The 22,726-nt window shown below is 39.7% G+C and carries 18 protein-coding genes; 14 read left to right on the top strand and 4 right to left on the bottom strand.

The genetic code is table 11. The features are described 5' to 3' along the window. Positions 1-195: 195 nt before the first annotated feature. The 11 genes from dinB to GSQ74_RS08800 all read left to right on the top strand — a co-directional run bounded on the left by dinB (position 196) and on the right by GSQ74_RS08800 (position 16,842). Positions 196-1,308, top strand: coding sequence for a DNA polymerase IV (gene dinB, locus GSQ74_RS08850; RefSeq protein WP_158992301.1), 1,113 nt, complete (start codon positions 196-198; stop codon positions 1,306-1,308). 173 nt (positions 1,309-1,481) lie between these two features. Further along, on the top strand, positions 1,482-2,729 hold the full coding sequence (locus GSQ74_RS08845) for an ROK family protein (protein ID WP_158992299.1): 1,248 nt from the start codon (positions 1,482-1,484) through the stop codon (positions 2,727-2,729). A gap of 39 nt (positions 2,730-2,768) precedes the next feature. Then, a complete protein-coding gene (locus GSQ74_RS08840) occupies positions 2,769-5,870 on the top strand; it encodes a SusC/RagA family TonB-linked outer membrane protein (protein WP_158992297.1) in 3,102 nt (1,033 codons plus the stop codon). Between the two features lie 23 nt (positions 5,871-5,893). After that, entirely contained in the window at positions 5,894-7,492 is a 1,599-nt protein-coding gene (locus GSQ74_RS08835; RefSeq protein ID WP_158992295.1) for a SusD/RagB family nutrient-binding outer membrane lipoprotein, read from the top strand. Positions 7,493-7,862: 370 nt separating this feature from the next. Further along, positions 7,863-9,110, top strand: coding sequence for an ROK family transcriptional regulator (locus tag GSQ74_RS08830; RefSeq protein WP_158992293.1), 1,248 nt, complete (start codon positions 7,863-7,865; stop codon positions 9,108-9,110). Between the two features lie 40 nt (positions 9,111-9,150). Continuing rightward, entirely contained in the window at positions 9,151-12,312 is a 3,162-nt protein-coding gene (locus tag GSQ74_RS08825) for a SusC/RagA family TonB-linked outer membrane protein (protein WP_158992291.1), read from the top strand. Positions 12,313-12,334: 22 nt separating this feature from the next. Further along, on the top strand, positions 12,335-13,990 hold the full coding sequence (locus GSQ74_RS08820; RefSeq protein WP_254060836.1) for a SusD/RagB family nutrient-binding outer membrane lipoprotein: 1,656 nt from the start codon (positions 12,335-12,337) through the stop codon (positions 13,988-13,990). Between the two features lie 911 nt (positions 13,991-14,901). Continuing rightward, positions 14,902-16,107: an MFS transporter gene (locus tag GSQ74_RS08815; RefSeq protein WP_216846708.1), complete on the top strand. Its 1,206-nt coding sequence runs from the start codon at positions 14,902-14,904 to the stop codon at positions 16,105-16,107. 146 nt (positions 16,108-16,253) lie between these two features. After that, a complete protein-coding gene (locus tag GSQ74_RS08810; RefSeq protein ID WP_158992289.1) occupies positions 16,254-16,490 on the top strand; it encodes a hypothetical protein in 237 nt (78 codons plus the stop codon). An 11-nt stretch (positions 16,491-16,501) separates the two neighbouring features. Beyond that, a complete protein-coding gene (locus tag GSQ74_RS08805; RefSeq protein WP_158992287.1) occupies positions 16,502-16,654 on the top strand; it encodes a hypothetical protein in 153 nt (50 codons plus the stop codon). Between the two features lie 26 nt (positions 16,655-16,680). After that, on the top strand, positions 16,681-16,842 hold the full coding sequence (locus GSQ74_RS08800) for a hypothetical protein (protein WP_158992285.1): 162 nt from the start codon (positions 16,681-16,683) through the stop codon (positions 16,840-16,842). Positions 16,843-16,916: 74 nt separating this feature from the next. On the opposite strand, the gene lpxB is transcribed toward GSQ74_RS08800, so the two are convergent. The 3 genes from lpxB to GSQ74_RS08785 all read right to left on the bottom strand — a co-directional run bounded on the left by lpxB (position 16,917) and on the right by GSQ74_RS08785 (position 19,262). After that, positions 16,917-18,029: a lipid-A-disaccharide synthase gene (lpxB, locus tag GSQ74_RS08795; RefSeq protein ID WP_158992283.1), complete on the bottom strand. Its 1,113-nt coding sequence runs from the start codon at positions 18,027-18,029 to the stop codon at positions 16,917-16,919. 6 nt (positions 18,030-18,035) lie between these two features. After that, positions 18,036-18,806 carry a 5'/3'-nucleotidase SurE gene (gene surE / locus GSQ74_RS08790; RefSeq protein ID WP_158992281.1) on the bottom strand — a complete coding sequence of 257 codons (771 nt, stop codon included), beginning with the start codon at positions 18,804-18,806 and terminating at the stop codon, positions 18,036-18,038. Positions 18,807-19,076: 270 nt separating this feature from the next. Then, positions 19,077-19,262, bottom strand: a complete 186-nt coding sequence (locus tag GSQ74_RS08785) for a CsbD family protein (RefSeq protein ID WP_158992279.1) — start codon at positions 19,260-19,262, stop codon at positions 19,077-19,079. A 183-nt stretch (positions 19,263-19,445) separates the two neighbouring features. Here GSQ74_RS08785 and GSQ74_RS08780 point away from each other — a divergent pair, with 183 nt between their 5' ends. Together GSQ74_RS08780 and GSQ74_RS08775 are read left to right on the top strand one after the other, a co-directional pair. Continuing rightward, positions 19,446-19,778 (top strand): DUF3471 domain-containing protein, encoded by a 333-nt coding sequence (locus tag GSQ74_RS08780; protein ID WP_158992277.1) that lies wholly within the window; start codon positions 19,446-19,448, stop codon positions 19,776-19,778. Positions 19,779-19,797: 19 nt separating this feature from the next. After that, complete coding sequence (locus GSQ74_RS08775; protein ID WP_158992275.1) at positions 19,798-20,535, top strand: hypothetical protein; 738 nt, start codon at positions 19,798-19,800, stop codon at positions 20,533-20,535. A gap of 87 nt (positions 20,536-20,622) precedes the next feature. Here GSQ74_RS08775 and GSQ74_RS08770 read toward each other — a convergent pair whose 3' ends face one another. Next, complete coding sequence (locus tag GSQ74_RS08770) at positions 20,623-21,801, bottom strand: acyltransferase (RefSeq protein WP_158992273.1); 1,179 nt, start codon at positions 21,799-21,801, stop codon at positions 20,623-20,625. 306 nt (positions 21,802-22,107) lie between these two features. On the opposite strand from GSQ74_RS08770, the gene GSQ74_RS08765 reads away from it, so the two are divergent. Next, a complete protein-coding gene (locus GSQ74_RS08765) occupies positions 22,108-22,668 on the top strand; it encodes a transposase (protein ID WP_158992271.1) in 561 nt (186 codons plus the stop codon). Positions 22,669-22,726 lie beyond the last annotated feature (58 nt).

Raw genomic sequence — 22,726 nt, 5'->3', positions numbered from 1 at the left:
GCGAAGCAAACTCGTCGCGTTTATCTGCATACGACGAGGTTGCTTCGTCGTTCCTTCTCGCAATGACAATCTAATAATGTAAAAGCATCAACCTGGATAATTTACTTGCATAAGCTTATTTATATGTTTAACTTAGGGATGCTACATGCATAATGTAACATCCTTTTTGTTTTTGGGTAGAGTATATTTGTATATATGGAAACGCCTCCGCAGCCATCCCACCGAAAGATCATCCATATTGATATGGATGCGTTCTACGCATCGGTTGAGCAGCGCGATAATCCGGAACTTCGGGGCATACCACTAGTAGTTGGCGGCCTGCCCGAAGGCCGTGGCGGTGTTGTGGCAACTGCCAGTTATGAAGCTCGCAAGTTTGGCATCCGTTCGGCAATGTCATCCAAACAGGCTTTGCAACTTTGCCCGCATGCTATATTTGTCCGCCCCAGGTTCCCGGCATATAAAGAAGCCTCGCAACGCATCCGCGAAATATTCAGCAGGTATACCGATCTGATAGAACCACTCTCATTAGATGAAGCCTATCTTGATGTAACCAACGATAAATTAAACATCGGCTCAGCCATTGAAATTGCCAAACAGATTAAACAGGCCATTAAAGATGAGTTACAACTAACCGCCTCTGCCGGGGTATCCATCAATAAATTTGTGGCTAAAATTGCTTCGGATATTAACAAACCAGATGGATTAACTTTCATCGGCCCGTCCTCCATCGAATCATTCATGGAGCAACTACCGGTTGAGAAGTTTTATGGTGTAGGTAAAGTTACTGCCGGAAAAATGAAGAAGCTGGGCCTTCACCTGGGTGCTGATCTTAAAAAATTAACGCATGATGAAATAGTGCGGCATTTTGGCAAACCCGGCAAATTCTATTACCACATAGTAAGAGGAATTGATGATCGTGAGGTACAACCCCATCGCGAAACCAAATCATCCGGCGCGGAAGACACTTTTGCCTATGATCTTACAACCATTGAAGAGATGGAAACAGAGCTGGGTAAAATTGCAAAACTCGTTGCAGATCGTTTGCAGCGCTATAACCTGAAAGGCCGAACCATCACCCTAAAAATTAAATACAACGATTTTAAACAAATTACCCGCAACAAATCATTTCTATCACCTGTTGCTGATTTAGAGACTATAAGCACTACGGCAAAGCAGTTATTAGCAGCCACCAATCCACATGACAAAAAAATAAGGCTACTGGGGATCTCTTTGTCAAATTTCGGATACATACCTGATAAACCAATTATTGAGAAATCAAGCGATCAATTAAAGTTATTTATTTTATAAGTTCCTATATAATAGTTATTTACTTATAAAAGTATAATTATAGTGGTAACTTAAATGCTGTTAAATCTATACTAAGCTAATATACTTTTTAAATTTTTTTAATAAGTGCTTGTTTTTTCAGGCAGAAATTTATTAAGTTTGTTCTACTGACTTGCCAATTATTATTATTCACCATGGAATTAAAAACCAGGATCGTCAAAAGCGCCGAATTAAAGAACTCTATTATTAAGCGTCTTTATTTTGATAAGGCTTTATCTTGTGCCGACCTGAGCGAAGTTTTAGAGAAAAGTGTCCCATCTGTTTCCAAAGCAATTACTGAACTAATTGAAGAAGGTTTCGTAATGGAGCAAGGTTATGCGCCGTCAAGCGGTGGCCGCCGCCCGCTGATGTATTGTTTGCAGCCCTCGGCCATGTATATTGTTACTGTAGCTATGGATCAGCTGTCTACCCGCATCCAAATGCTCGATCTGCATAATAACCCAATAGCAGAAACGGTGATGACAGAGCTTAAGTTATTCAACAACCCCAAGGCCCTGCCCTTACTGATAGAATATATTAATGATTATATAGATGCCTCCGGCGTAGCCAGGGATAAAATAGTCGGTATTGGTATTGGGATGCCTGGTTTTATTGATTCTGCAAAAGGCTTCAACTACACTTATTTGGATTCCGCCGGGCAAAGTTTAACCGAATTAATCGCCGAGAAAACCGGGGCACCTGTTTACATCGCCAATGATTCCAGCTTAATAGCTATTGCCGAACAAAAATTCGGTATCGCTAAAAACCACAGGGATGTAATGGTGATAAACTTAGGCTGGGGTATCGGGCTTGGTATGATCGTAAATGGCGAATTATATAGCGGCCACAGCGGTTTTGCAGGAGAATTCAGCCATATCCCACTTTTTGATGATGGCGCTTTGTGTACCTGCGGCAAACGCGGTTGCCTGGAAGCCGAAGCATCCATGTTGGTAGTGGCTGAAAAAGCCATTCAGGGAATAAAAGACGGACACATATCCAGTTTAAAACATACCGATAAAGACCCTTATAAAGTAGTAGGCAACGCCATTATGGAAGCCGCCAATAACGGCGACCAGTTTGCTATTGAATTATTATCAGACGCCGGGTATAAAATTGGCAAAGCCCTGGCTATTCTCATCCACATCATGAACCCCGAAAGTATTGTACTAAGTGGTCGTGGGGCTATTGTGGGTAAAATATTGCTTGCCCCTATTCAGCAGGCACTCACCAAGTATTGTATACCAAGGCTGGTTAGCAGCACCGAACTACTAATTTCCGCACTGGGCTTTAACGCCGAGCTCATTGGCACGGCCGTACTGGTTATGGAAAACTTCGATAAAGACAATAAAAACCAATCACTCACCACTAAACAATTAAGCATGGAAAAAACAAGCAAAAACTAAACCCACCCAACTCATTTACACTAAACTAATTCAATCAACATGAAAAAAATATTACCACTAATATTATTAGTGCCATGTTTTGCTATGGGGGCAAGCAGCCATCCAAATGCAGTTAACAAGGCAAACATTACCATCACCGGCGTAAGCCGTAGCATGAAAGCACAAGCCCCTATTACGGGTATTGTGAAAGACGAAACAGGTGCAGCCCTGCCGGGCGTAACCGTAGCGATAAAAGGAACACAAATAGGTACCCAAACGGATGTTAATGGTAAATTTACCATTAATGCCAATACGGGAGATGTTCTGGTATTTAGCTATGTAGGCTACATTAGCAAACAAATAACAATTGCTAATGGAACTAACTTTGATATAACACTTGCTCCGAATGCCAGAGCCCTTAATGAGGTTGTTGTTACCGCTTTAGGTATCACAAAAACACAAGCATCATTAAGCTACGATCAACAAACCGTAAGCGGCAAAGAGCTGGAAGTATCAAAAGACCCAAGCTTTGTAAACAGTCTTGATGGTAAAGTATCAGGCTTACAAATAACCCAAAGTTCATCCGGTGCAGGCGGTTCAACCAAAGTTATTTTACGCGGAAACAAATCAATTTACGGAAGCAGTAATGTTTTATACGTTGTTGATGGTATCCCGCTTCAACCACTTACCAGCGCGCAACCCAACGGCGTATTCGCTTACAGCGGTGATGGTGGTGATGGTATATCAAACATTAACCCGGATGATATTGAAAGTATAAGCGTGCTAAAAGGTGCATCTGCATCGGCCTTATATGGTAGCGCCGCGGCTAATGGTGTTATATTAATAACCACCAAAAAAGGCAAAGCAGGTAAAACTACTATCACACTTAACACCAATACAACTTTTGATAAGGCTGTATTAGTGCCGAAACTGCAAAACACTTATGGCCGTGGGGATAGTTCCCTTGCAAGTACAACTTCCCTTAATTCCTGGGGAGCAAAAGAAGCGCCGGGCACCGTTAACTCCGATCCTGCAAGCTTTTTTAACACCGGGGTTACCACAATTAATGCATTTACATTAAGCACCGGTACCGAGAAAAACCAAACTTATGTTTCGTACGCAAATACCCATGCCGACGGAATTGAACCCGGAAACATTTTCAACAAAAATAACATCACCGTACGCAATACATCCAAACTGTTAAATGATAAATTAACATTGGATATAAGTGCTAACTATATTTTCCAAAATACGATAGACCGCCCAACTTCGGGCACTTATTTTAACCCTTTAACAAGTACTTATTTATTCCCCAGAGGTGTAGATTTTAACCAGTATAAAAATTACGAGTCATTTGATCCAACACGTAATATCAACCTGCCAAACTGGATACAACCTTATATTGGCGGCTCGGGTGATGACTTACAAAACCCTTACTGGGTACAATACCGTAACCCTAACGATCAAGGTTTAAACCGTTTATTGGCAACTGTTTCAGCCAAATACGAGATCAATAGCTGGCTTAACTTTCAAGGCCGTGTAAATTTGGATAAAACCACGCAAACAAGCGATCAAAAATTATACGCCGGTACCGCCACTCTTTTCGCGGGCATGGCCGGTAATTATGCTTATAATTCAAGTGGTGCAAACCAGGTGTACAGTGATTTCTTGCTGAATGCAAATAAGGATATTTCCAGTGATTTTAACATCAATGGTACATTAGGCGCAAGTATACAGGATAATCAAAACAGTTCACTTGGATTTAACGGACACCTTGGCAATATTGATAACTATTTCAATGTTGGCAACGTAATTCTTACTGCCGGCAATCCTTTTAACCAAACTAATAAAACAGAAAATCAAACACAATCACTTTTCGCCAGCGTTGATTTTGGTTATAAGAAATTCTTATACCTTGATGTTACCGCACGTAACGACTGGTCTTCTGCATTAGCTTATACTTCAAGTGATTCATTCTTTTATCCATCAGTAGGGTTAAGTGATGTATTAACCAGCATGTTTAAAATGCCCGACTTCATCAGCTTTAGTAAAGTACGTATTTCATATACTGATGTGGGTAACAGTATCCCATCTTTTGTAAGTACACCTGCACAGTATACTTTAAGCAGCGGTTTCCTTAATTTAAATTTAACCCAGCCACTTGCTGCGTTAAAACCGGAAATTACCCACTCGTTTGAAATTGGTACCGAATGGCGTTTTATTAATGATCACATTAGTTTTGATGCGACTTATTACCATACAAACTCATACAACCAACTATTTAATGTGGCTACATCAACCGCATCAGGTGGTTATGCCAGCCAATACATAAATGGTGGTAACGTTAAAAACGAGGGTTTTGAAGGTAGCTTAGGTTATCATGGCAATATTAATCATGATTTAAGCTGGAACTCAAATTTCACATTCTCACTTAATAAAAATAAAGTTATCTCGTTATACACCGATCCGGTTGCCGGCCCGCAAACCCAATTTGTATTCCCGAATTCATTCAACAGCTATTCGCTTGAAGCAAGGGTAGGAAAACCATTTGGTGAAATTTATGCAAGTGACTGGCTAAGAGATGCCAATGGCAACATAGTAGTAAGTAATGGCAAACCACAGGTAAATACTGATGCTAATGACTTTGTTGATGTTGGTAATTCAAATCCAAACTTCATGTTAGGTTGGACAAACAACTTTAAGTTTAAACAATTTGACCTTGCTTTCACTATTGACGGCCGTTTTGGTGGCAAAGTAATAGATATGACCCAGGCATACTTAGATGCATATGGTGTATCTGCAGCTTCGGGAGAGGCACGTGATAATGGAGGTGTTTTAGTAAATGGAACTAAAATGTATGCTCAAACATATTATGAAGCAGCAGGTGGCCGTTCTGGCGCATTAGCAGAATATGCTTACTCAGCAACAAATATCCGTTTAAGAGAAGCATCATTAGGTTACACTATTCCAGGCACTGTATTTAACAATAAAATAAGCAGCGTTCGCGTGGCATTTACTGGTCGTAACTTGTTCTTCTTCTACCTAAAAGCACCTTTCGATCCTGAAACTGATTTGGCAACCGACAATACGTTACAGGGCTTAGATTTATTTGGACAACCAAGTACAAGGCAATTAGGTTTTAATGTTTCAGCACGATTTTAATAACACATATTAATATAGCAAATATGAAAACGATATATAAAAAAAACAGGATATTATGGGTGGGCCTGTTAGGCTTGCTTTTATCGAGCTCTTGCACCAAAAACTTTGAAGGGCTAAACACAAACCCAAGCAAAGTAACACAAGCACAAGCTGCAGGAGATTTTCAATATATTGGTGGATTTTTACCAGATATGGAAGAAAACATCGCCAGCCCGGTAGATTATACATACCAGGTACAGCAAAACTTAAATGCTGATATTTTTAGTGGATATATGTCATCTCCTGATTATGGTTTTGGCCCGAATAATGCAACTTATTTTATGCGTTATGATTGGAACAACCAGGCATTTGATACAGGCAATCAGCACATAATGAATAACTGGCAACAGGTAAAAGCACTGGCCAGGCCACAAGATCAGCACTTTGTTGCAATCGCGCTTATTCTTAAAGTAGAAGGCATGCATCGTGTAACTGATATATACGGCCCTATCCCTTACTCACAATATGGTACCGGTAACTTCTTTGTGCCTTATGATAGTCAGCAAGCAATTTACACACGTTTTTTTAACGAATTAGATACAGCTGTAAATACACTTACCGCTTATGTAAAAGCAAACCCTGGCGCAACGCCATTCAAACCTTTCGATTTAATCTATGGTGGCGATTACAAACAATGGTTAAAATTTGCTAATACCCTAAGGTTACGTTTGGCAATGCGTATAGTTTATGCTGATGCCGCTACGGCAAAAACACAGGCAGAAAAGGCTGTTGCCGATCCTAATGGTTTATTAAGTGATCCGAAAAATGATCCGGCCCTTTTAAACATGGTAAATGGCCTATCCTACCAAAATGCATTGTGGAACATTACCAATGGTTATAATGATATTTGTATGGGAGCCCCAATGCAATCAATAATCGAGGGCTATAATGATCCTCGCGAAAGCGCATATTTTCTTCCATCTGTATACAATTCAAAATTTGAGGGTATACGCAGTGGGTTAAATATTACCACAGCTGAATACACCCAATTTTCTTTATTAAATGTACTTGCTACTACCCCAATGCAAATTATGTCCTCTTCTGAAAGCTATTTTCTAAAGGCAGAAGGTGCATTACGTGGTTGGAACATGGGAGGTGGTACAGCGCAATCCTTTTATGAGGCTGGCGTAACTGCTTCATTTCAGGAAAGAGGTGTTACTATGCCTGCAGGATACCTTACAAATACTACAAGTACGGCTAACCCTTATATTGACCCTACTAATGCGTCGAACAACATACTTGCTGGCGACCCAACTTTAAATAACATTACCATACATTATGATGCTACAGCAAGCTTTGAGCAAAACCTGCAACGCATAATTACTCAAAAATGGCTTGCCATATACCCTGATGGTGAAGAATCTTGGTCTGAGTTTAGGCGTACTGGCTACCCTAAACAATTTCAAGTAAAAGAAAATGACAGTGGTGGTACTATAAGCACAACAGGCTATGTTCGCCGTTTGCCTTATACAACTAACGAAAATAAAGTTAATCCAAAAGGTGTGGCTACCGGTGTAGCTGCGCTTGGCGGCCCCGATAACGGTGGTACTAAATTATGGTGGGATAAAAACCCTAACCATTAATATCTAATTATTTACAAAAAAAAATCCTCGCTTAGGCGGGGATTTTTTTTTACCTGCTTTTTTCACCTACTTTTTCAACAAAAGCATTTATTTGCCATAAATACGCATTTCCAATATAAAATTTGGCCGAAAATCCTTTCGTAACACCAAGGCTACACAACTTATTCATTTATTTTATTATCTATTCATTTCTTTTATATTGTTTTTGTTTATCTAAAACAATATAAATTATATTCTACATTAAGTTTTAACACTTTTTAGCATAACTAGTTAACTTTTAATACTTATTAAAAATAATTACAAAGTATTTGTACATTTTATATTATTTTATTTAAGTTTGTTTTAACCAATGTATAATTTTAATAATTGAATGGAACTTAGAACTAAAATTGTTAAAAGCGCCGAATTGAAGAACATAATTATTAAGCGCCTTTATTTTGACAAAGCTTTGTCTTGTGCCGAGCTGAGCGAGATTTTAGATAAAAGTATTCCTTCTGTTTCTAAAGCCGTTAACGAACTCATCGAAGAAGGCTTTGTTATCGAGCAGGGTTATGCCCCTTCAAGCGGCGGTCGCCGGCCGCTCATGTATGCGCTTTTACCTTCAGCCTTGTACATTGTTACCGTGGCCATGGATCAGCTCTCTACCCGCATACAAATGGTTGACCTGCTCAATAATCCCGTGGCCGAGATCGCACTCAATGAACTCAAGCTCTTCGCTAACCCCCATGCCCTTTCTACCCTGATTGATTATATTAATGACTATATCGCTGCTTGTGGTATCCCTAAGGATAAAATTGCAGGGATCGGTATTGGGATGCCTGGTTTTATTGATGCCGCTGAAGGGATCAACTATACTTACCTGGATTCCGCAGGGCAGAGCTTAACCCAGCTGATTACTGCACAGACCGGTGTGCCCGCTTATATCGAAAATGATTCCAGTTTGATCGCCCTGGCTGAGCAGAAGTTTGGGATCGCCAAAAATCACAAAGATGTCATGGTCATTAACCTGGGATGGGGGATTGGTTTGGGCATGATCATTAATGGCGAGATCTACCGCGGGCACAATGGTTTCGCGGGGGAGTTTAGTCATATCCCTCTTTCTGAGGATGGCGCTTTATGTACCTGTGGTAAGCGGGGTTGTCTGGAAGCGGAAGCTTCGATGCTCGTAGTGGCCGAGAAAGCCATTAAAGGAATTAAAAAGGGACATATCTCCAGTTTGAAGCATACCGATAAGGACCAGTCTAAGTTAGTGGGTAACGCCATTATGGAGGCAGCCAATAACGGTGATCAGTTCGCTATTGAGCTTTTATCCGATGCAGGGTATAAAATAGGCAAGGCCTTAGCTATTCTCATTCACATCATGAACCCCGAAAGTATCGTGCTGAGCGGGCGTGGCGCTATCGTGGGTAAAATACTGCTGGCTCCGATGCAGCAGGCTTTAAATAAATATTGCATTCCAAGGCTCGTCAGCAGCACCGGACTGCTTATCTCTGATCTCGGTTTTAATGCCGAACTCATCGGTACTGCTGTGCTCGTTATGGAAAACTTTGATAAAGAAAATAAAAATCATTCAATCACCAATAAACAATTAAGCATGGAGAAAAACAACAAAAGCTAAACACCAAACAACACTTTAACACTAAACTAATTCAAACAAAATGAAAAAAATATTACCACTATTCTTACTAGTGCCTTGCTTCGCTTTGGCGGCTAATTACCACCATATCAACTTTAGCAACACTAGACCCACAAGCACTGGTATAAGCCAGAATGTGAATAATGCGACTCCAATAAAAGGTGTTGTAAAAGATGAAACAGGCATAACCTTGCCCGGGGTTTCTGTAATTATAAAAGGAACAACAACCGGCACCCAAACAGATGCAAACGGTAAATTTAGCCTAAGCGCAAACCCCGGCGATGTACTTGTTTTTAGCTATGTAGGCTATACTAAAAAAGAAATTATTGTAGCTAACCAAACCAACTTTACTGTAGTACTATCATCTGATTCTAAAAGCTTAAATGAAGTTGTAGTAACTGCTTTAGGTATTAAAAAATCAGAGAAATCGCTTACTTACTCTACAGATCAGGTATCTGGTAAAGAGCTTACCGATGTACCTACTGATAACTTAATGAACTCGCTGAATGGCAAGCTTTCTGGTGTAACCATCACCCCAAGCGCCTCAGGTGTGGGCGGTTCGGCAAAAGTTATCCTGCGTGGTAATAAATCAGTTGCGGGTGGCAATCAACCATTATATGTAATTGATGGTATTCCAATTTCCAACGGATCAAACTCCAATGGCCAGCCAAACAGCACCTACGGTACAGCTGTAGGTCAGGGTGGTGGTGGCGTTGCCAACACAAATCAGGATGGTGGCGATGGTATATCTAATCTAAACCCTGATGATATCGAAAGCATTACTGTTTTAAAAGGAGCTTCTGCCGCGGCACTTTATGGTAGCCAGGCACAAAATGGTGTTATATTGATCACTACCAAAAAAGGAAAAGCAGGTAAAGCGGTAATTAACTTTTCATCATCATTTACTGCTGATAAAGCTGCTTATGAGCCTCAATTCCAAAACAGCTATGGCCAATCACCAGCCGCTGCTACACAAAGCTGGGGACCAAAGTTAACCGATGGTGCGCCAAATAACTTATCTCAGTTTTTTCAAACCGGAACAAACTATACCAACTCGATAAATATTTCCGGAGGATCAGATATAGCGCAAACCTATTTCTCTTATGCAAATACTACTGCCGCAGGTATTGAGCCAGGCAATAAACTATCACGCAATAACATCAATTTACGCGAAACTGGTCATTTCTTAAACAACAAGTTAACACTTGATGCAAATGTTAACTACATCGCTCAAAATGTTGACAATAGTCCGGGCTTAGGTTTTTATTTAAACCCACTTACAGGTCTTTACTTATTTCCAAGGGGGCAAAGCATAACTCCATACAAAAATCAGTTTGAGTTAGCACCTGTGGTTGGTTCACCAGGCTACAACGGCGCGCCAACGCAAAACTGGCCTTTTAATGAGGATGTACAGCAAAACCCTTGGTGGATAACTAACCGCGACCCTAATACCAGTAACCGTAACCGTACCATTATTAACGCCACTGCTAAATATGATATAACCAGCTGGTTAAGCATACAAGCCAGGGGAATTGACGATCGTACTTATGACACCTACCAGCAGGACTTATACGCAGGGACTATTGGCGTATTGGCAAAATCAAACGGACAGTTTTTGTTGACCAACCAACTGAACGAGCATAAATATGCTGATATGTTAATCACGTTTTCCGTTCCGGGCAAATCAGATTTTAAATTAGATGGTATACTTGGTGGCAGCATAACTGATGATCATGTTGACGGAACAAACATTGGCCCTGATGTAAATAACAATTACAATGGTAATGGGTTAATTGTTCCTAATGTTTTCGTACCGCAAAATTTAGATGTTGCGGCTGATGGGTCACCTGTACAAAACCTACAAGCTGTTCACAGTCAGGATCAGGCTTTATTTGCAAACGCTAACTTATCTTACAAAAACTGGGCTTATTTAACAGTTACAGCCAGAAACGACTGGTCGTCAGAACTGGCATATACGCCAAATGAATCTTATTTCTACCCTTCGGCAGGCCTTTCATTGATATTAAGTCAAATGCTTGCTTTACCTACCGATATCAGCTATGCAAAAATAAGAGGAACATATGCGCAGGTTGGTAACACTGTTTCTATACCCTATGCTACAGACCCATTAACACACTTTGGAACAGGTGGCGTTACATTAAATTCAGTAGCACCATTTCCGTTATTAAAGCCTGAAAGAACTAACTCATTTGAGTTGGGTACCGATCTACGCTTTTTTGCTGATAAACTAAGTGCAAGCTTTACCTACTACAAATCAAACACTACCGATCAGGCTATTGCTATTTTACCAGCATTTACAACTTCTTTCTCTAAAGGATACCTTAACGCCGGTAACATACAAAACTCGGGTGTTGAATTCACATTAGGATACGAGGCGATACACACCACGGATTTTTCATGGAATACCGCATTCAATGGATCTGCTAACAGGAACAAAATATTAGATGTTGACTCAAAACTAGACATTTCACAAGTTGTTTTAACACCTAATAACAATAACAGCTACGAATCAATATTAGCTAAAGGTGGCTCTTACGATGACATCTATGGCGTAACCTTTAAACGCGACGCGCAAGGCAGAATATTAATAGGCGCCGGTGGTGCCCCGGAAACCAATAACGGATATAACTATTTGGGCAATCCTGATCCTAAATTCCAGTTAGGTTGGCAAAACAACATCAAATACAAAAACTTCAATTTTGAATTTTTGGTTGATGGAAAATTTGGCGGTCAGGTATTATCGCTTACACAAGCTGTTATGGATCAGTACGGTGTTTCAGCAGCATCAGGCGCTGCCAGAAATGCAGGTGGTGTAAAAATAAATGGTGTCAATGCCACCACAGGCGTACCTGTTACCAGTGTTGACCCTTACACCTGGTACAGTACAGTTGGCGGCCGTGCCGGTATTTCAGAAAATTACATGTACAGCGCAACAGTTGTTCGTTTACGCGAAGCATCATTAGGTTATACTGTTCCGTTTACATCAGGTGCGATTAAAAGCTTAAGGCTTTCATTAATAGGAAGAAATCTCATTTATTTCTACAAGAAAGCACCGTTTGATCCTGAGGTTACCATGTCAACAGGCAATGGCTTATCGGGGGTTGATGTATTTAACCAACCGGCCACACGTAACTACGGATTAAGCCTTAATGCTACTTTCTAAACATTCACTTTTAAAATATAAAATGATGAAAACACATTATAATTTAACCAATACCATGAAGCTTAGGCTCAGCGTTGCGGGTTTGCTTGCATGTGTATTACTGGCCGTTACCAGTTGTACAAAAAACTTTGAAAAATATAATACAGATAATACAGGTTTAAAGCCTTCACAATTTTCTGCAGCGCTAATATTCCAGGGGATACAAACAGCGCTTTTTGGCGAAGAAGGCAATTATCAGCTTAATGAGAATTTAAATGCTGATTGTTATTCAGGCTACATGATGTCTCCCGATCCGTTCAGAGGCAACATCAACAACTTAACTTACAGTTTGGTTGACGGGTGGAACCAACAGGTTTTTAGCGATGCCTATACTATATCAATGTTTGATATAAATTATATTGCCAGTGTTGGCACCAAAGCCTCACAACCTGACTTTTGGGCTATTGCGTTAATATTAAAGGTAGAAACCATGCACAGGGTAACCGATAAATATGGCCCGGTTGCTTATAGCGCGGTTGGAAAATCTGTTACTGCTACCCCTTATGATAGCCAGCAAAGTGTTTACAACCAATTTTTTCTTGAGTTGGACACAGCGGTAACAAGCCTTAAAACATACATTGCAGCCAATCCAGGCGTTGTGCAAACACCTTCTACCAGCCCATTCTATAAATATGATTTGGTTTATGGCGGTGATTATAGTAAATGGCTTAAGTTCGCTAACTCATTACGTCTTCGTTTAGCAATGCACTTAACCAAAATTGATGCAGTAACCGCACAAGCACAAGCTGAGAAAGCATTAGATCCAACCAACGGCGGATTAATGTCAGTACCGTCTGATGATGCAGGCATTTCAGGTGGTGGATACCATAACCCACTATTTGTAATTACAACCAGCTGGACAGACATATCATTGGGCGCGCCATTACAAACTTACCTTACAGGTTATAACGACCCGCGTTTACCGGTATATGCTTCACCTGTAGTTACTGACCCAAAAGTAGCAGGTGCACTTCCGGCATCGTATACCGGCCAGTATATTGGCATCCGTATAGGTTCATTAATAACGGCTAAACCAAGTTATAATAGTTATTCAACCTTAAACCCATCAACAGCAGTTAGCTCCTCATCGCCTATGCTTATGATGACAGCTGCCGAAGTTTGGTTTTTAAAGGCCGAAGCAGCATTACGCGGCTGGCCAAACGCAGGTGATGCACAAACTGATTACAATACAGGCATACAAACTTCCATGGCACAATGGGGTGTATCAGCAGGTAACTACATTACAAATGCAACCAGCACACAAGCTGCTTATACAGACCCAACAAATTCCGCTAATAGTTCTGCGGCGTTATCAACAGCTACCATAGCATGGAATGCGGGTGCTACAAACGAGCAGAACCTTGAGCGTATCATCACTCAAAAATGGCTTGCCATGTTCCCTGAAGGAGAAGAAGCATGGACAGAATACCGCCGTACCGGATATCCTAAATTGTTTCCAGTTGTTACTAATAACAGTAACGGTACAATCGACTCACAAATTCAAATCCGCAGGTTAGCTTATCCGCAAGCTGAATATACCACAAATGGCGCGGCGGTAAAAGCCGCGGTTCAATTATTGGGTGGCCCGGATAATGGTGGAACAAGAGTATGGTGGGATGTTGCGAAAGCAAACTTTTAATTAAATCTGTAAAATCGTGATAAACTAATCAATAAAAACAATCCTCAAATTACATAAACGATATACAGTACAATAATACTAAAGAGGGTTACAGGTTGAACACTGTTTGATTAGGTTGATTGAATCCCCGCCAAAAGCGGGGATTTTTTTATTGTAATATATTTCATGACCAATAGCACAATATATAACCATAGTTGTCCCGAAGATGATATTTGCTTTTTTCTAATGGTTTTTATATAAAAAAGATGGATGTCATGCTTCGACTTAGCTCAGCATGACATCTTTTTTTAATCGTCCGAACACTTGTGAATGCATAGCCAACCAATTATTATGCAACATCTATCCGAAAAAGCTTATTGGAAATTTGGCAAAACCGAAACCCTATAAAACAAGTAAGACCTCCTGATGGGCAGGAGGCCTTTACTAACCAATTATAAACCTAAATTATGAGAAGACTTTTTTAATGTTTTGCAACGGTGTAAAGATAACACTAAGTTTTATACCGTCAAAACTTTTTTTTAATTTTTTTTAACATTTGTTAGATATATGTATTAATAATGACAGTTATGAAACAATTAATTAACAACATCGCAATTTTTTTAGTGCTAAATGCTTTTTAGCATTATTTAAAAAAACAGCATTTAAAAATCTAAATTTTTACTTTTTATCTCCAAAAAGAACAAAACATTGACACATAATATCAAAAACACCAAAAAATCAATTAAAAAAACTTAAAATTTTAAGCATTTACATCAATTCACAATTAAAAACTTAAAATTTCGAAAAAAATTGTCTTTTAATTATTTTTTTTCTCTTTGTCACGCGTATTTTACTAATTCAAAATATTACGTTAAGCAAACAACAAACATAAAATAGCTTTATCACCTTTGTGTAAACTATACATTAAGTTAATGACAACATCTTCAGCCGCATCAAAAAAACCTCATCTTACAACATTCACCCTATGGATAATGACCATTGCAACCGGTTTGGTGGTGGCAAATATATATTATAACCAACCTTTGCTGGGCGATATTGCCCATACATACAATGCAAGCAATGGCGCCGCCGGGCGCATTTCTATGATTACACAGATAGGATACGCTGTAGGTATGTTTTTTATTGTGCCACTGGCCGATATGTTTAAACGAAAAAGAATGATGCTATACATTATAGCTATTGTTGTTATTGCATTATTAGGGGCAGCAATGGCACCAAACATCAATATTTTAATCCTCGCCAGCTTTTTAATTGGCGCAGCATCATTAATACCGCAATTATTAATACCAATGGCCGCGCATTTAGCCAATCCGAGCGAACGGGGTAAAAAAATCGGTGTGGTTATGGGTGGTTTATTAATAGGCATACTCCTATCACGTACATTAAGCGGTTTTGTTGGCGCACATTGGGGCTGGCGCGCCATGTTTTATATCGCGGCAGCTTTAATGCTGATAACCTGGGTGGTGATATTTTTATTTTTACCCGAGGTTGAGCCTGACTATACCGGTAGTTATAAAAAACTAATGGGGTCGCTTATTGATCTTTTTAAAAACGAGCCTAAACTGAGGTTCGCTTCCTTACGCGGGGCCCTTTGCTTTGCCTGCTTCAGCGCATTCTGGACCACCATTGTATTTTTATTAAAAGAAAACTTTAACATGGGTAGCGATGCAGCAGGTTTGTTTGGTTTAGTAGGAGCCTTTGGCGCAGTAGCAGCCGGGCTAATGGGCAGGTTAAGTGATAAGATGGATCCATTTAAACTTTCCTTCTTTACCCTCCTGTTGGTTTTAGTGTCATTTATCGTATTTATTTTTTCATCCCATAGTATTGCAGGCCTTATTATAGGCGTAATAATTCTGGACATGGGTGTACAGGCTACGCACATATCCAATCAGTCCATCATCTTTTCTTTAAATGCCGAGGCTAGGAATCGTATCAATACCATATACATGGTGTCCTATTTTATCGGCGGTGCAGCCGGAACTTTCATGGTAACTGCATTATGGGGTAATTATCACTGGTTAGGTGTATGTATTTCAGGAATTATCCTGTCATCAATCGCCATTATAGTACATCTGCTAAATCATCGTAGCAGGCAAAAAAAGGCCAATATCTCATAGGATTACTAAATACCGTACACACTGTTCTCTTCCGCACAATCGGTCAAAATAAAGTCACGCGAAATCAGGCTCAACGGGTACCTTTTTGGCTTTATTTTTAACTTTTAAAAAATAATTTAAGTTCAAAATGCATTATTTTTTAGTGCATGCCAAAGTTTGGCACTGTATTGGTGCACTACCTATCAAATGACACTGAAATGGTAATTGGAAAGAAAGATCAGCAAGTGGAACAGAAGCAATGGGAAGACCCATCGAACCCTGAAAAACCAAGTGATGAACGTGACCAGGAGCAGTTACAAAGACAGTTGAACGAGGCCAAAAGAATAAAAGAGAATTTAACTGAAGGCGGTAACGACAAACCAACAAAAACTAAAAACATTTAACCTACTTAACCATGAAAATTTACAATAAAATAGCCACCAGCAAATTAGTTAATCGCATTGATGAAGAATTGCTAAACATATTGAGAGAAGATCTTAAAGCTATGAAACAAGCTAAAGTTCAATTTATCAACCGTAATAATAACAACCTACTACCTGCAGCTTAATATAAAACTACCTAAAACATCTACCTATGAAAACTTACAACAAAATAGCCACCAGTAAATTAGTTGCCCGTTTTGACGAGGAGTTACTAAACATATTAAGAGAAGACTTAAAAGCCTTCAGAACCAACGATCAATTTGCAACAAGCAACAAACAGGTACCCGCACAGCGCAATCTTAAAGCTGCCTGATCAATCATATACATCTACCTATCGAAATTTACACCACCTATGAAAACCATAAAGCCCCGCATTTTTGCAGGGCTTTATTTTTTTGCGGCGTATTTTATAATTAAAGCCGCTGTTTGGGCTGATGCACCGGGATGGCCCATCCTGTCATCAAGCTCATCATAGTTATTGAGCATCTCTTTCCGGTAATCATTATTATTAACAATCAGGTCGAGCTCCGCGGCAATCGTTTGCGGTGTGCAATCCTGTTGAATAAGTTCCTTAACCACCAATTTATCCATAATCAGGTTTACTAAGGAGATGAATTTTATCTTCACCACCATGCGCGCTATAGTGATTGATATGTTATTGCCTTTATAAACCACAACCTGCGGCACATCAAACAAAGCTGTCTCCAGCGTTGCTGTACCTGATGCTACTACCGCGGCATCCGCATTTTTCAACAGATCATATGTTGCATTAAATACGATAGCGATATTTTTACCACCCAAAAACTGATCGTAATATTCTTTTTGGAACGATGGCGCTCCCGCAATCACAAATTGATGATCCGGGAATTTATCGGTAACCCCAAGCATATCCGGCAATAAGCGGCTTATCTCCTGCTTCCGACTACCGGGCAACAGGGCTATTATTTTCTTTTCAGGTAGATGGTTGTTGGCATAAAAGTTTGCATCCGGCTCAAATGCCGCAGTAGCATCCAGTAACGGATTGCCAACATAATCAACCTGCATACCCCATTCCTTGTAAAAATCCACCTCGAACGGTAGGATGCAGAACATATGATCAACTACCTTTTTAATCTTCAGTACCCGTTTCTGGTTCCAGGCCCAAACTTTTGGGGATATATAATAGCAAACCAACAAGCCATTCTTTTTGGCGAACTCCGCTATCTTTAAGTTAAAGCCTGGGAAATCGATCAAAATCAAAACATCCGGCTGATATTGAGCAATATCCTGTTTACAGAAACTCAGGTTTTTTAATATCTGGGGTAGATTAGCCACCACCTCAGCAAAGCCCATAAAGGCCATATCGGCATAATGCTTAACCAGCGTTCCACCTTCGGCTTGCATCAAGTCGCCGCCAAAGTAGCGAAACTCCGCTTGCTGATCTGCTTCTTTCAAAGCATTCATTAAGTTGGCTCCATGTAAATCGCCCGAGGCCTCGCCTGCTACCAGATAATACTTCATCCGGGATTATACATTAAATTTCCAGCCATTCAATAGCGGAATAGCATGATGTGCCGTCATATCAAACTGCACCGGCACTACCGATACATAATGATTATCCAATGCCCAGTTATCTGTATCCTCGCCGGCATCATTCAACTGGAATACACCTGTTAACCAGTAATACGGGCGTTTATGTGGATCTATACGTTCATCAAATTCCTCAGCCCATTTAGCGTTGGCCTGGCGACAGATCTTTATTCCTTTTATATCTCCCCCGCTAGGGAAGTTCACATTAAGCAACGTTGCCGGTGGCAAACCATGTTCCAATACCTGCATGGCCAGTTCTTTTACATATTTTTTGCAGTGGCTAAAATCAGCCTGAAGCGTATAATCATCCAGCGAAAAACCAATAGATGGGATACTCTCAATAGCACCCTCAACCGCTGCCGACATGGTACCCGAATACAACACATTGATAGAATTATTCAACCCATGGTTAATACCCGACACACACAGATCCGGCTTTTCACCCTTAAATACAGAGTTTACAGCCAGTTTTACGCAATCTACCGGCGTACCTGAGCAGCGGTACATTTCTACACCTTCATAAATATCTACCTTATCAAAGCGCAGCGGTTTGCCAATGGTAATGGCATGCCCCATACCCGACTGCGGGCTGTCTGGTGCTACCACCACTACCCTGCCAAGTTCCTTCATTACATCTATTAACGCCTTTATGCCCGGTGCGGTTATGCCGTCATCGTTTACTACAAGTATGGTTGGTCTGGATTTCATATCGCCTCAAAATTAATACATTTTGGATGGATATGATTATAAAATTCCCGCTAAACTGTACCACGAAACAGATGGTACAAGTGGTACACTTGGTACACTTTTGGAACAAAAAAGCACCTTTTTACACACAAAAGCACCTAAAATAACCCATTTTAGAATTATTTTTAGTGCTTTTCGAGGCATTTTATGGTCTAAAACCACCATTTTTAGTCTATTTTTCGCTTAAAAAGCATCATTTTTTGATAATTTTGATGCGTTTTTAACCCGATATTATAAGTTATTTAACCAGTCGACCACTTCATCGCGGCTTTTACCAGTTTTCTGTTGGAGCTTGCCCAACAGTTCGTCGTCTTTACCTTCTTCGCGTATCAGGTCATCATCGGTTAAATCTCCGTAGGCTTGTTTCACTTTTCCTTTCAACTCATTCCACGTGCCTTTTAATTTTAAATCGCTCATAATGTTTTTTATTTTAGATGTAGATAAATAACAGGTGTAGCATGGTTTAGTTTTAAGCAAATCATCAGCATAACATCAATTATATATTTAAAATCGCCAACAAATAATACTCAAATCCCGATTTGAGTAGCTTCTGACAAGCTTATCTGTTTAATTTGCTTCCATAAACTAAATCAACAAATTATGAAGTACCTATTATTACTATGCCTGCTAATAGCTGGCCCGAGCACGTTCAGTAATGCGCAAAATCAACAGCAAAGCAACTTAACACAGTATGCAGGCAAATACCAAATGGCCCTTCATGGCGAAATCTTCTACCTGCAGATTTCGGCAAATAACGACGGCCTAATATCGAAAGCACTATGGACCGGAGAGCAAAACTTACTAAAACACTTATCAGGCGATAATTTTATTATGCAGGGGAAAGATTGGTCGGTTAAATTCATCCGCGACAAAAAAGGTGACGTTGATAGCGTACTAGTAAGAGGAACAGACCTTTGGACAAGAGTTAAGTGATCTTTAAAATTCTAACATCATGAAAAAAAGATCATTATTATACAGGATAATAACCTGCATAGTAGCAGGTTTGGTCACGGCAGCGCTATGGCTGCTAATTGGCCGCGGAGCAGATAACCCACTATTCCCTAAATCAATAATTTTTACACTGGTAGGCATCTCACTTTCCGGCATAGTAATTTTCCCTTTTGTATGGCAATACTTGCAAAAAAGCAATGCCGGGGCAGCTGATAAAATTCAGGCTTGGCTGTATGCCATAATCCGTTATGCCGTGGCGCTCGACATATCTATTTTTGGCTGGAAGAAGTTCTTTCATTTACAATTTATAGTAGCTGATAATATATCCTCACTACCTATGAACCAGCAAAGTGGCGAGGTACTTACCTGGTTTTATTTCGGCCATTCCCATGCCTTTGGCTGCATTGTGGCTTCGCTGCAAATACTAGGCGGCGCGATGTTGTTGTTCCGCAAAACTTGGTTACCAGGTGCCATTATACTTTTTACACTGATGCTCAATATTATGTCGGTAGATATTTTTTACCAAATGAATGCCGGTGCATTGAGCCAATCCGTTATCATGACTATCGGGCTCGTATTTTTAATATTGATAGATTATGATCGCCTGGCAGAATTCTTCTTCAAAACACAATCCAACATATTGTCGGTTAGCACAGTTAAGCTAAGCACAAAAACCATCCTTCGCATTGCAGGGGTGGTACTGCCTGTATTATACACGTGGTACCAGGCAACACATTAACTAAATGTAATAGCTACGGATTTAATTCCGTGGCTATTTATATTAAAAAAAATTTTAATAATGACAGCGAGTTACAAGAAAAACAAATTAAGGTGCCGGTTCTAAAATAGTTTCTTTTTCTAAATCTTTAACTGTAGGCTTTCTCCTCTTTGTCAGGAACGGCTTTTCACAAATCAGGAAAAATATATAGCTAATAAGAATAATTACAGGAATTCCTATTAAAATTAATACAGACATGTTTAAGAATCTATCCTGATATTTATGATTAAGAAAATATTGAGAAAACAACTGCAGAAAGGGTGCATGTATAAGATATATACTGTAAGCAAACATGCCACAAAAAGCGAGGGGCTTTACTCCCAATAACTTAGCTAACCATGCACTTCGCCCCCCTTCATTCCTTGGTTTTGCCAAAGCAATCATTAATGAAGCACAAGTTAATCCCATAACTATATCAACCGTATTTAATGACAAACGCTCTTGTCTGTAAAGATGATTTGCAACTAACGATATTATTGTAAGCAAGGAAGTTACAATGCCCCAGGGTATAGTCTTTCTTATTTTAGATAATGATATGCTTTGATTTGAATTAGCAATATCTGCGGCAAGCATTCCAAATGCAAATAATATTAAATAAGGAAAAACCCCAGCCAGGTCGGTTGAAATATTGAATTTATTAGCAAGTGCTACGATTAAAGCCAAGTGAGCCAGGATGGAAAATAAAACAGCAAATAATAAAGCAATAAGACGGCCGGCCATTCTCCACAACAAAAGCAGGATAGGAAATAACACATAAATACGCCCCTCGACTGCAATGGACCAGAATGCATGATTTATTTTAAACGCTGTTGAGCTGAAAATATCATGTATCAAAAAAATATGAAATAAAATATCTTTTAAAGTAACTGGAACACTCATATCCCAATGAGTTCCTGTTTTAGTGCCTACTAAAGTCCAAATAAGCAACAGCGATAACACCATAGCTAAGTAGTAGGTAGGTAGGATTCTTTTTGCCCGGCGTAAAAAGAAATCCTTAAGTCCATTTTTTAATTTATAATCGTATTTAATTAAAGGTAACATCAGACAGTAACCGGAAATCACAATGAAAAAATCAACTGCATAGTGGCCTTCAAAAAAAAATAGGATAAATAATCTCTCGAAGTGGGGCAGGCTATTAATGTCCCAATCGTTAAAATACTGTAAAACACAGTGATGTATAACAACAAATATTGCAGCAACAGCTCTCAGCCCATCAAGATATAACACATGAGTTTGTGATTCAGTTATCTAAATTTGCTTGCTATGGCCCTTTCTTAAACTTGTAAATTTATCTTCTGACACGCTGGGCACTATTTTTAGTACTAATAATATTTATACAATATAACATTATTTTGTTACGTCCCGCAAAACCTCTAAAAAGCCCCGCGGCAACTACGTTAAGGAAGTTCATCCAGCAAAACAGTCGCATAAAAAACATCACATTCTGGCGCGAGTATGAAGCGCAAGCCTATGAGCCGGCTACTCGTGACTTTCTAATTTGCCCTACAGTAAATTTATCTTATTTTAGCTTTAATGAGCATAAAATATAAATTCAGGAACCAGGAACAACTTTACTTTGTAACCTTCGCCGTGGTATACTGGGTCGACCTGTTTGTTAGAAATGAATATAAGGATATTTTACTCGATAGCTGGAAATATTGTTGTAAAAACAAAGGGCTTGAAATATATGGCTGGTGCATTATGACAAGCCATGTACACATGATCATCGGCACGCATGGCGAAAAAATGGAAAATATTATGCGCGACATGAAAAAGCATACTTCCGCCGCATTAAAAGAAGCAATAAAACAACATCCGCAGGAAAGCCGACGCGAATGGATGTTATGGCTGACGGAACGGGCAGGTCAAAAGAACAGTCAGAATATTAATTTCCAGCTATGGCAACAGGATAATCATCCTATAGAGCTATCTGATATTAAAATACTACATCAAAAGCTGGATTATATTCACAACAATCCGGTAACCGCTGGTATTCTTGAAAAGCCGAAAGATTATTTATACAGCAGTGCAAGAAACTACTATAGCTTGCCAAGTTTGATAGACATAACGCTGGTTGATCCAATAGTTATGTAATTTAATGACACGAGTACGCCACGCTTTTGCCTGCGCTGCATACTCGCGCCAGAATTTG

It is taken from the genome of Mucilaginibacter sp. L196, from assembly GCF_009765905.1.
In the GTDB taxonomy this organism is placed as follows: domain Bacteria; phylum Bacteroidota; class Bacteroidia; order Sphingobacteriales; family Sphingobacteriaceae; genus Mucilaginibacter.
The sequence above is the reverse complement of the archived record's forward strand: the minus strand, read 5'-3'. Positions and strand labels throughout refer to the sequence as shown.

Bases quoted from the DNA above. Each gene is read 5' to 3' on its own strand.
- dinB (WP_158992301.1), top strand. From the start codon at position 196: ATGGAAACGCCTCCGCAGCCATCCCACCGAAAGATCATCCATATTGAT.
- GSQ74_RS08845 (WP_158992299.1), top strand. From the start codon at position 1,482: ATGGAATTAAAAACCAGGATCGTCAAAAGCGCCGAATTAAAGAACTCT.
- GSQ74_RS08840 (WP_158992297.1), top strand. From the start codon at position 2,769: ATGAAAAAAATATTACCACTAATATTATTAGTGCCATGTTTTGCTATG.
- GSQ74_RS08835 (WP_158992295.1), top strand. From the start codon at position 5,894: ATGAAAACGATATATAAAAAAAACAGGATATTATGGGTGGGCCTGTTA.
- GSQ74_RS08830 (WP_158992293.1), top strand. From the start codon at position 7,863: ATGGAACTTAGAACTAAAATTGTTAAAAGCGCCGAATTGAAGAACATA.
- GSQ74_RS08825 (WP_158992291.1), top strand. From the start codon at position 9,151: ATGAAAAAAATATTACCACTATTCTTACTAGTGCCTTGCTTCGCTTTG.
- GSQ74_RS08820 (WP_254060836.1), top strand. From the start codon at position 12,335: ATGATGAAAACACATTATAATTTAACCAATACCATGAAGCTTAGGCTC.
- GSQ74_RS08815 (WP_216846708.1), top strand. From the start codon at position 14,902: ATGACAACATCTTCAGCCGCATCAAAAAAACCTCATCTTACAACATTC.
- GSQ74_RS08810 (WP_158992289.1), top strand. From the start codon at position 16,254: ATGCCAAAGTTTGGCACTGTATTGGTGCACTACCTATCAAATGACACT.
- GSQ74_RS08805 (WP_158992287.1), top strand. From the start codon at position 16,502: ATGAAAATTTACAATAAAATAGCCACCAGCAAATTAGTTAATCGCATT.
- GSQ74_RS08800 (WP_158992285.1), top strand. From the start codon at position 16,681: ATGAAAACTTACAACAAAATAGCCACCAGTAAATTAGTTGCCCGTTTT.
- lpxB (WP_158992283.1), bottom strand. From the start codon at position 18,029: ATGAAGTATTATCTGGTAGCAGGCGAGGCCTCGGGCGATTTACATGGA.
- surE (WP_158992281.1), bottom strand. From the start codon at position 18,806: ATGAAATCCAGACCAACCATACTTGTAGTAAACGATGACGGCATAACC.
- GSQ74_RS08785 (WP_158992279.1), bottom strand. From the start codon at position 19,262: ATGAGCGATTTAAAATTAAAAGGCACGTGGAATGAGTTGAAAGGAAAA.
- GSQ74_RS08780 (WP_158992277.1), top strand. From the start codon at position 19,446: ATGAAGTACCTATTATTACTATGCCTGCTAATAGCTGGCCCGAGCACG.
- GSQ74_RS08775 (WP_158992275.1), top strand. From the start codon at position 19,798: ATGAAAAAAAGATCATTATTATACAGGATAATAACCTGCATAGTAGCA.
- GSQ74_RS08765 (WP_158992271.1), top strand. From the start codon at position 22,108: ATGAGCATAAAATATAAATTCAGGAACCAGGAACAACTTTACTTTGTA.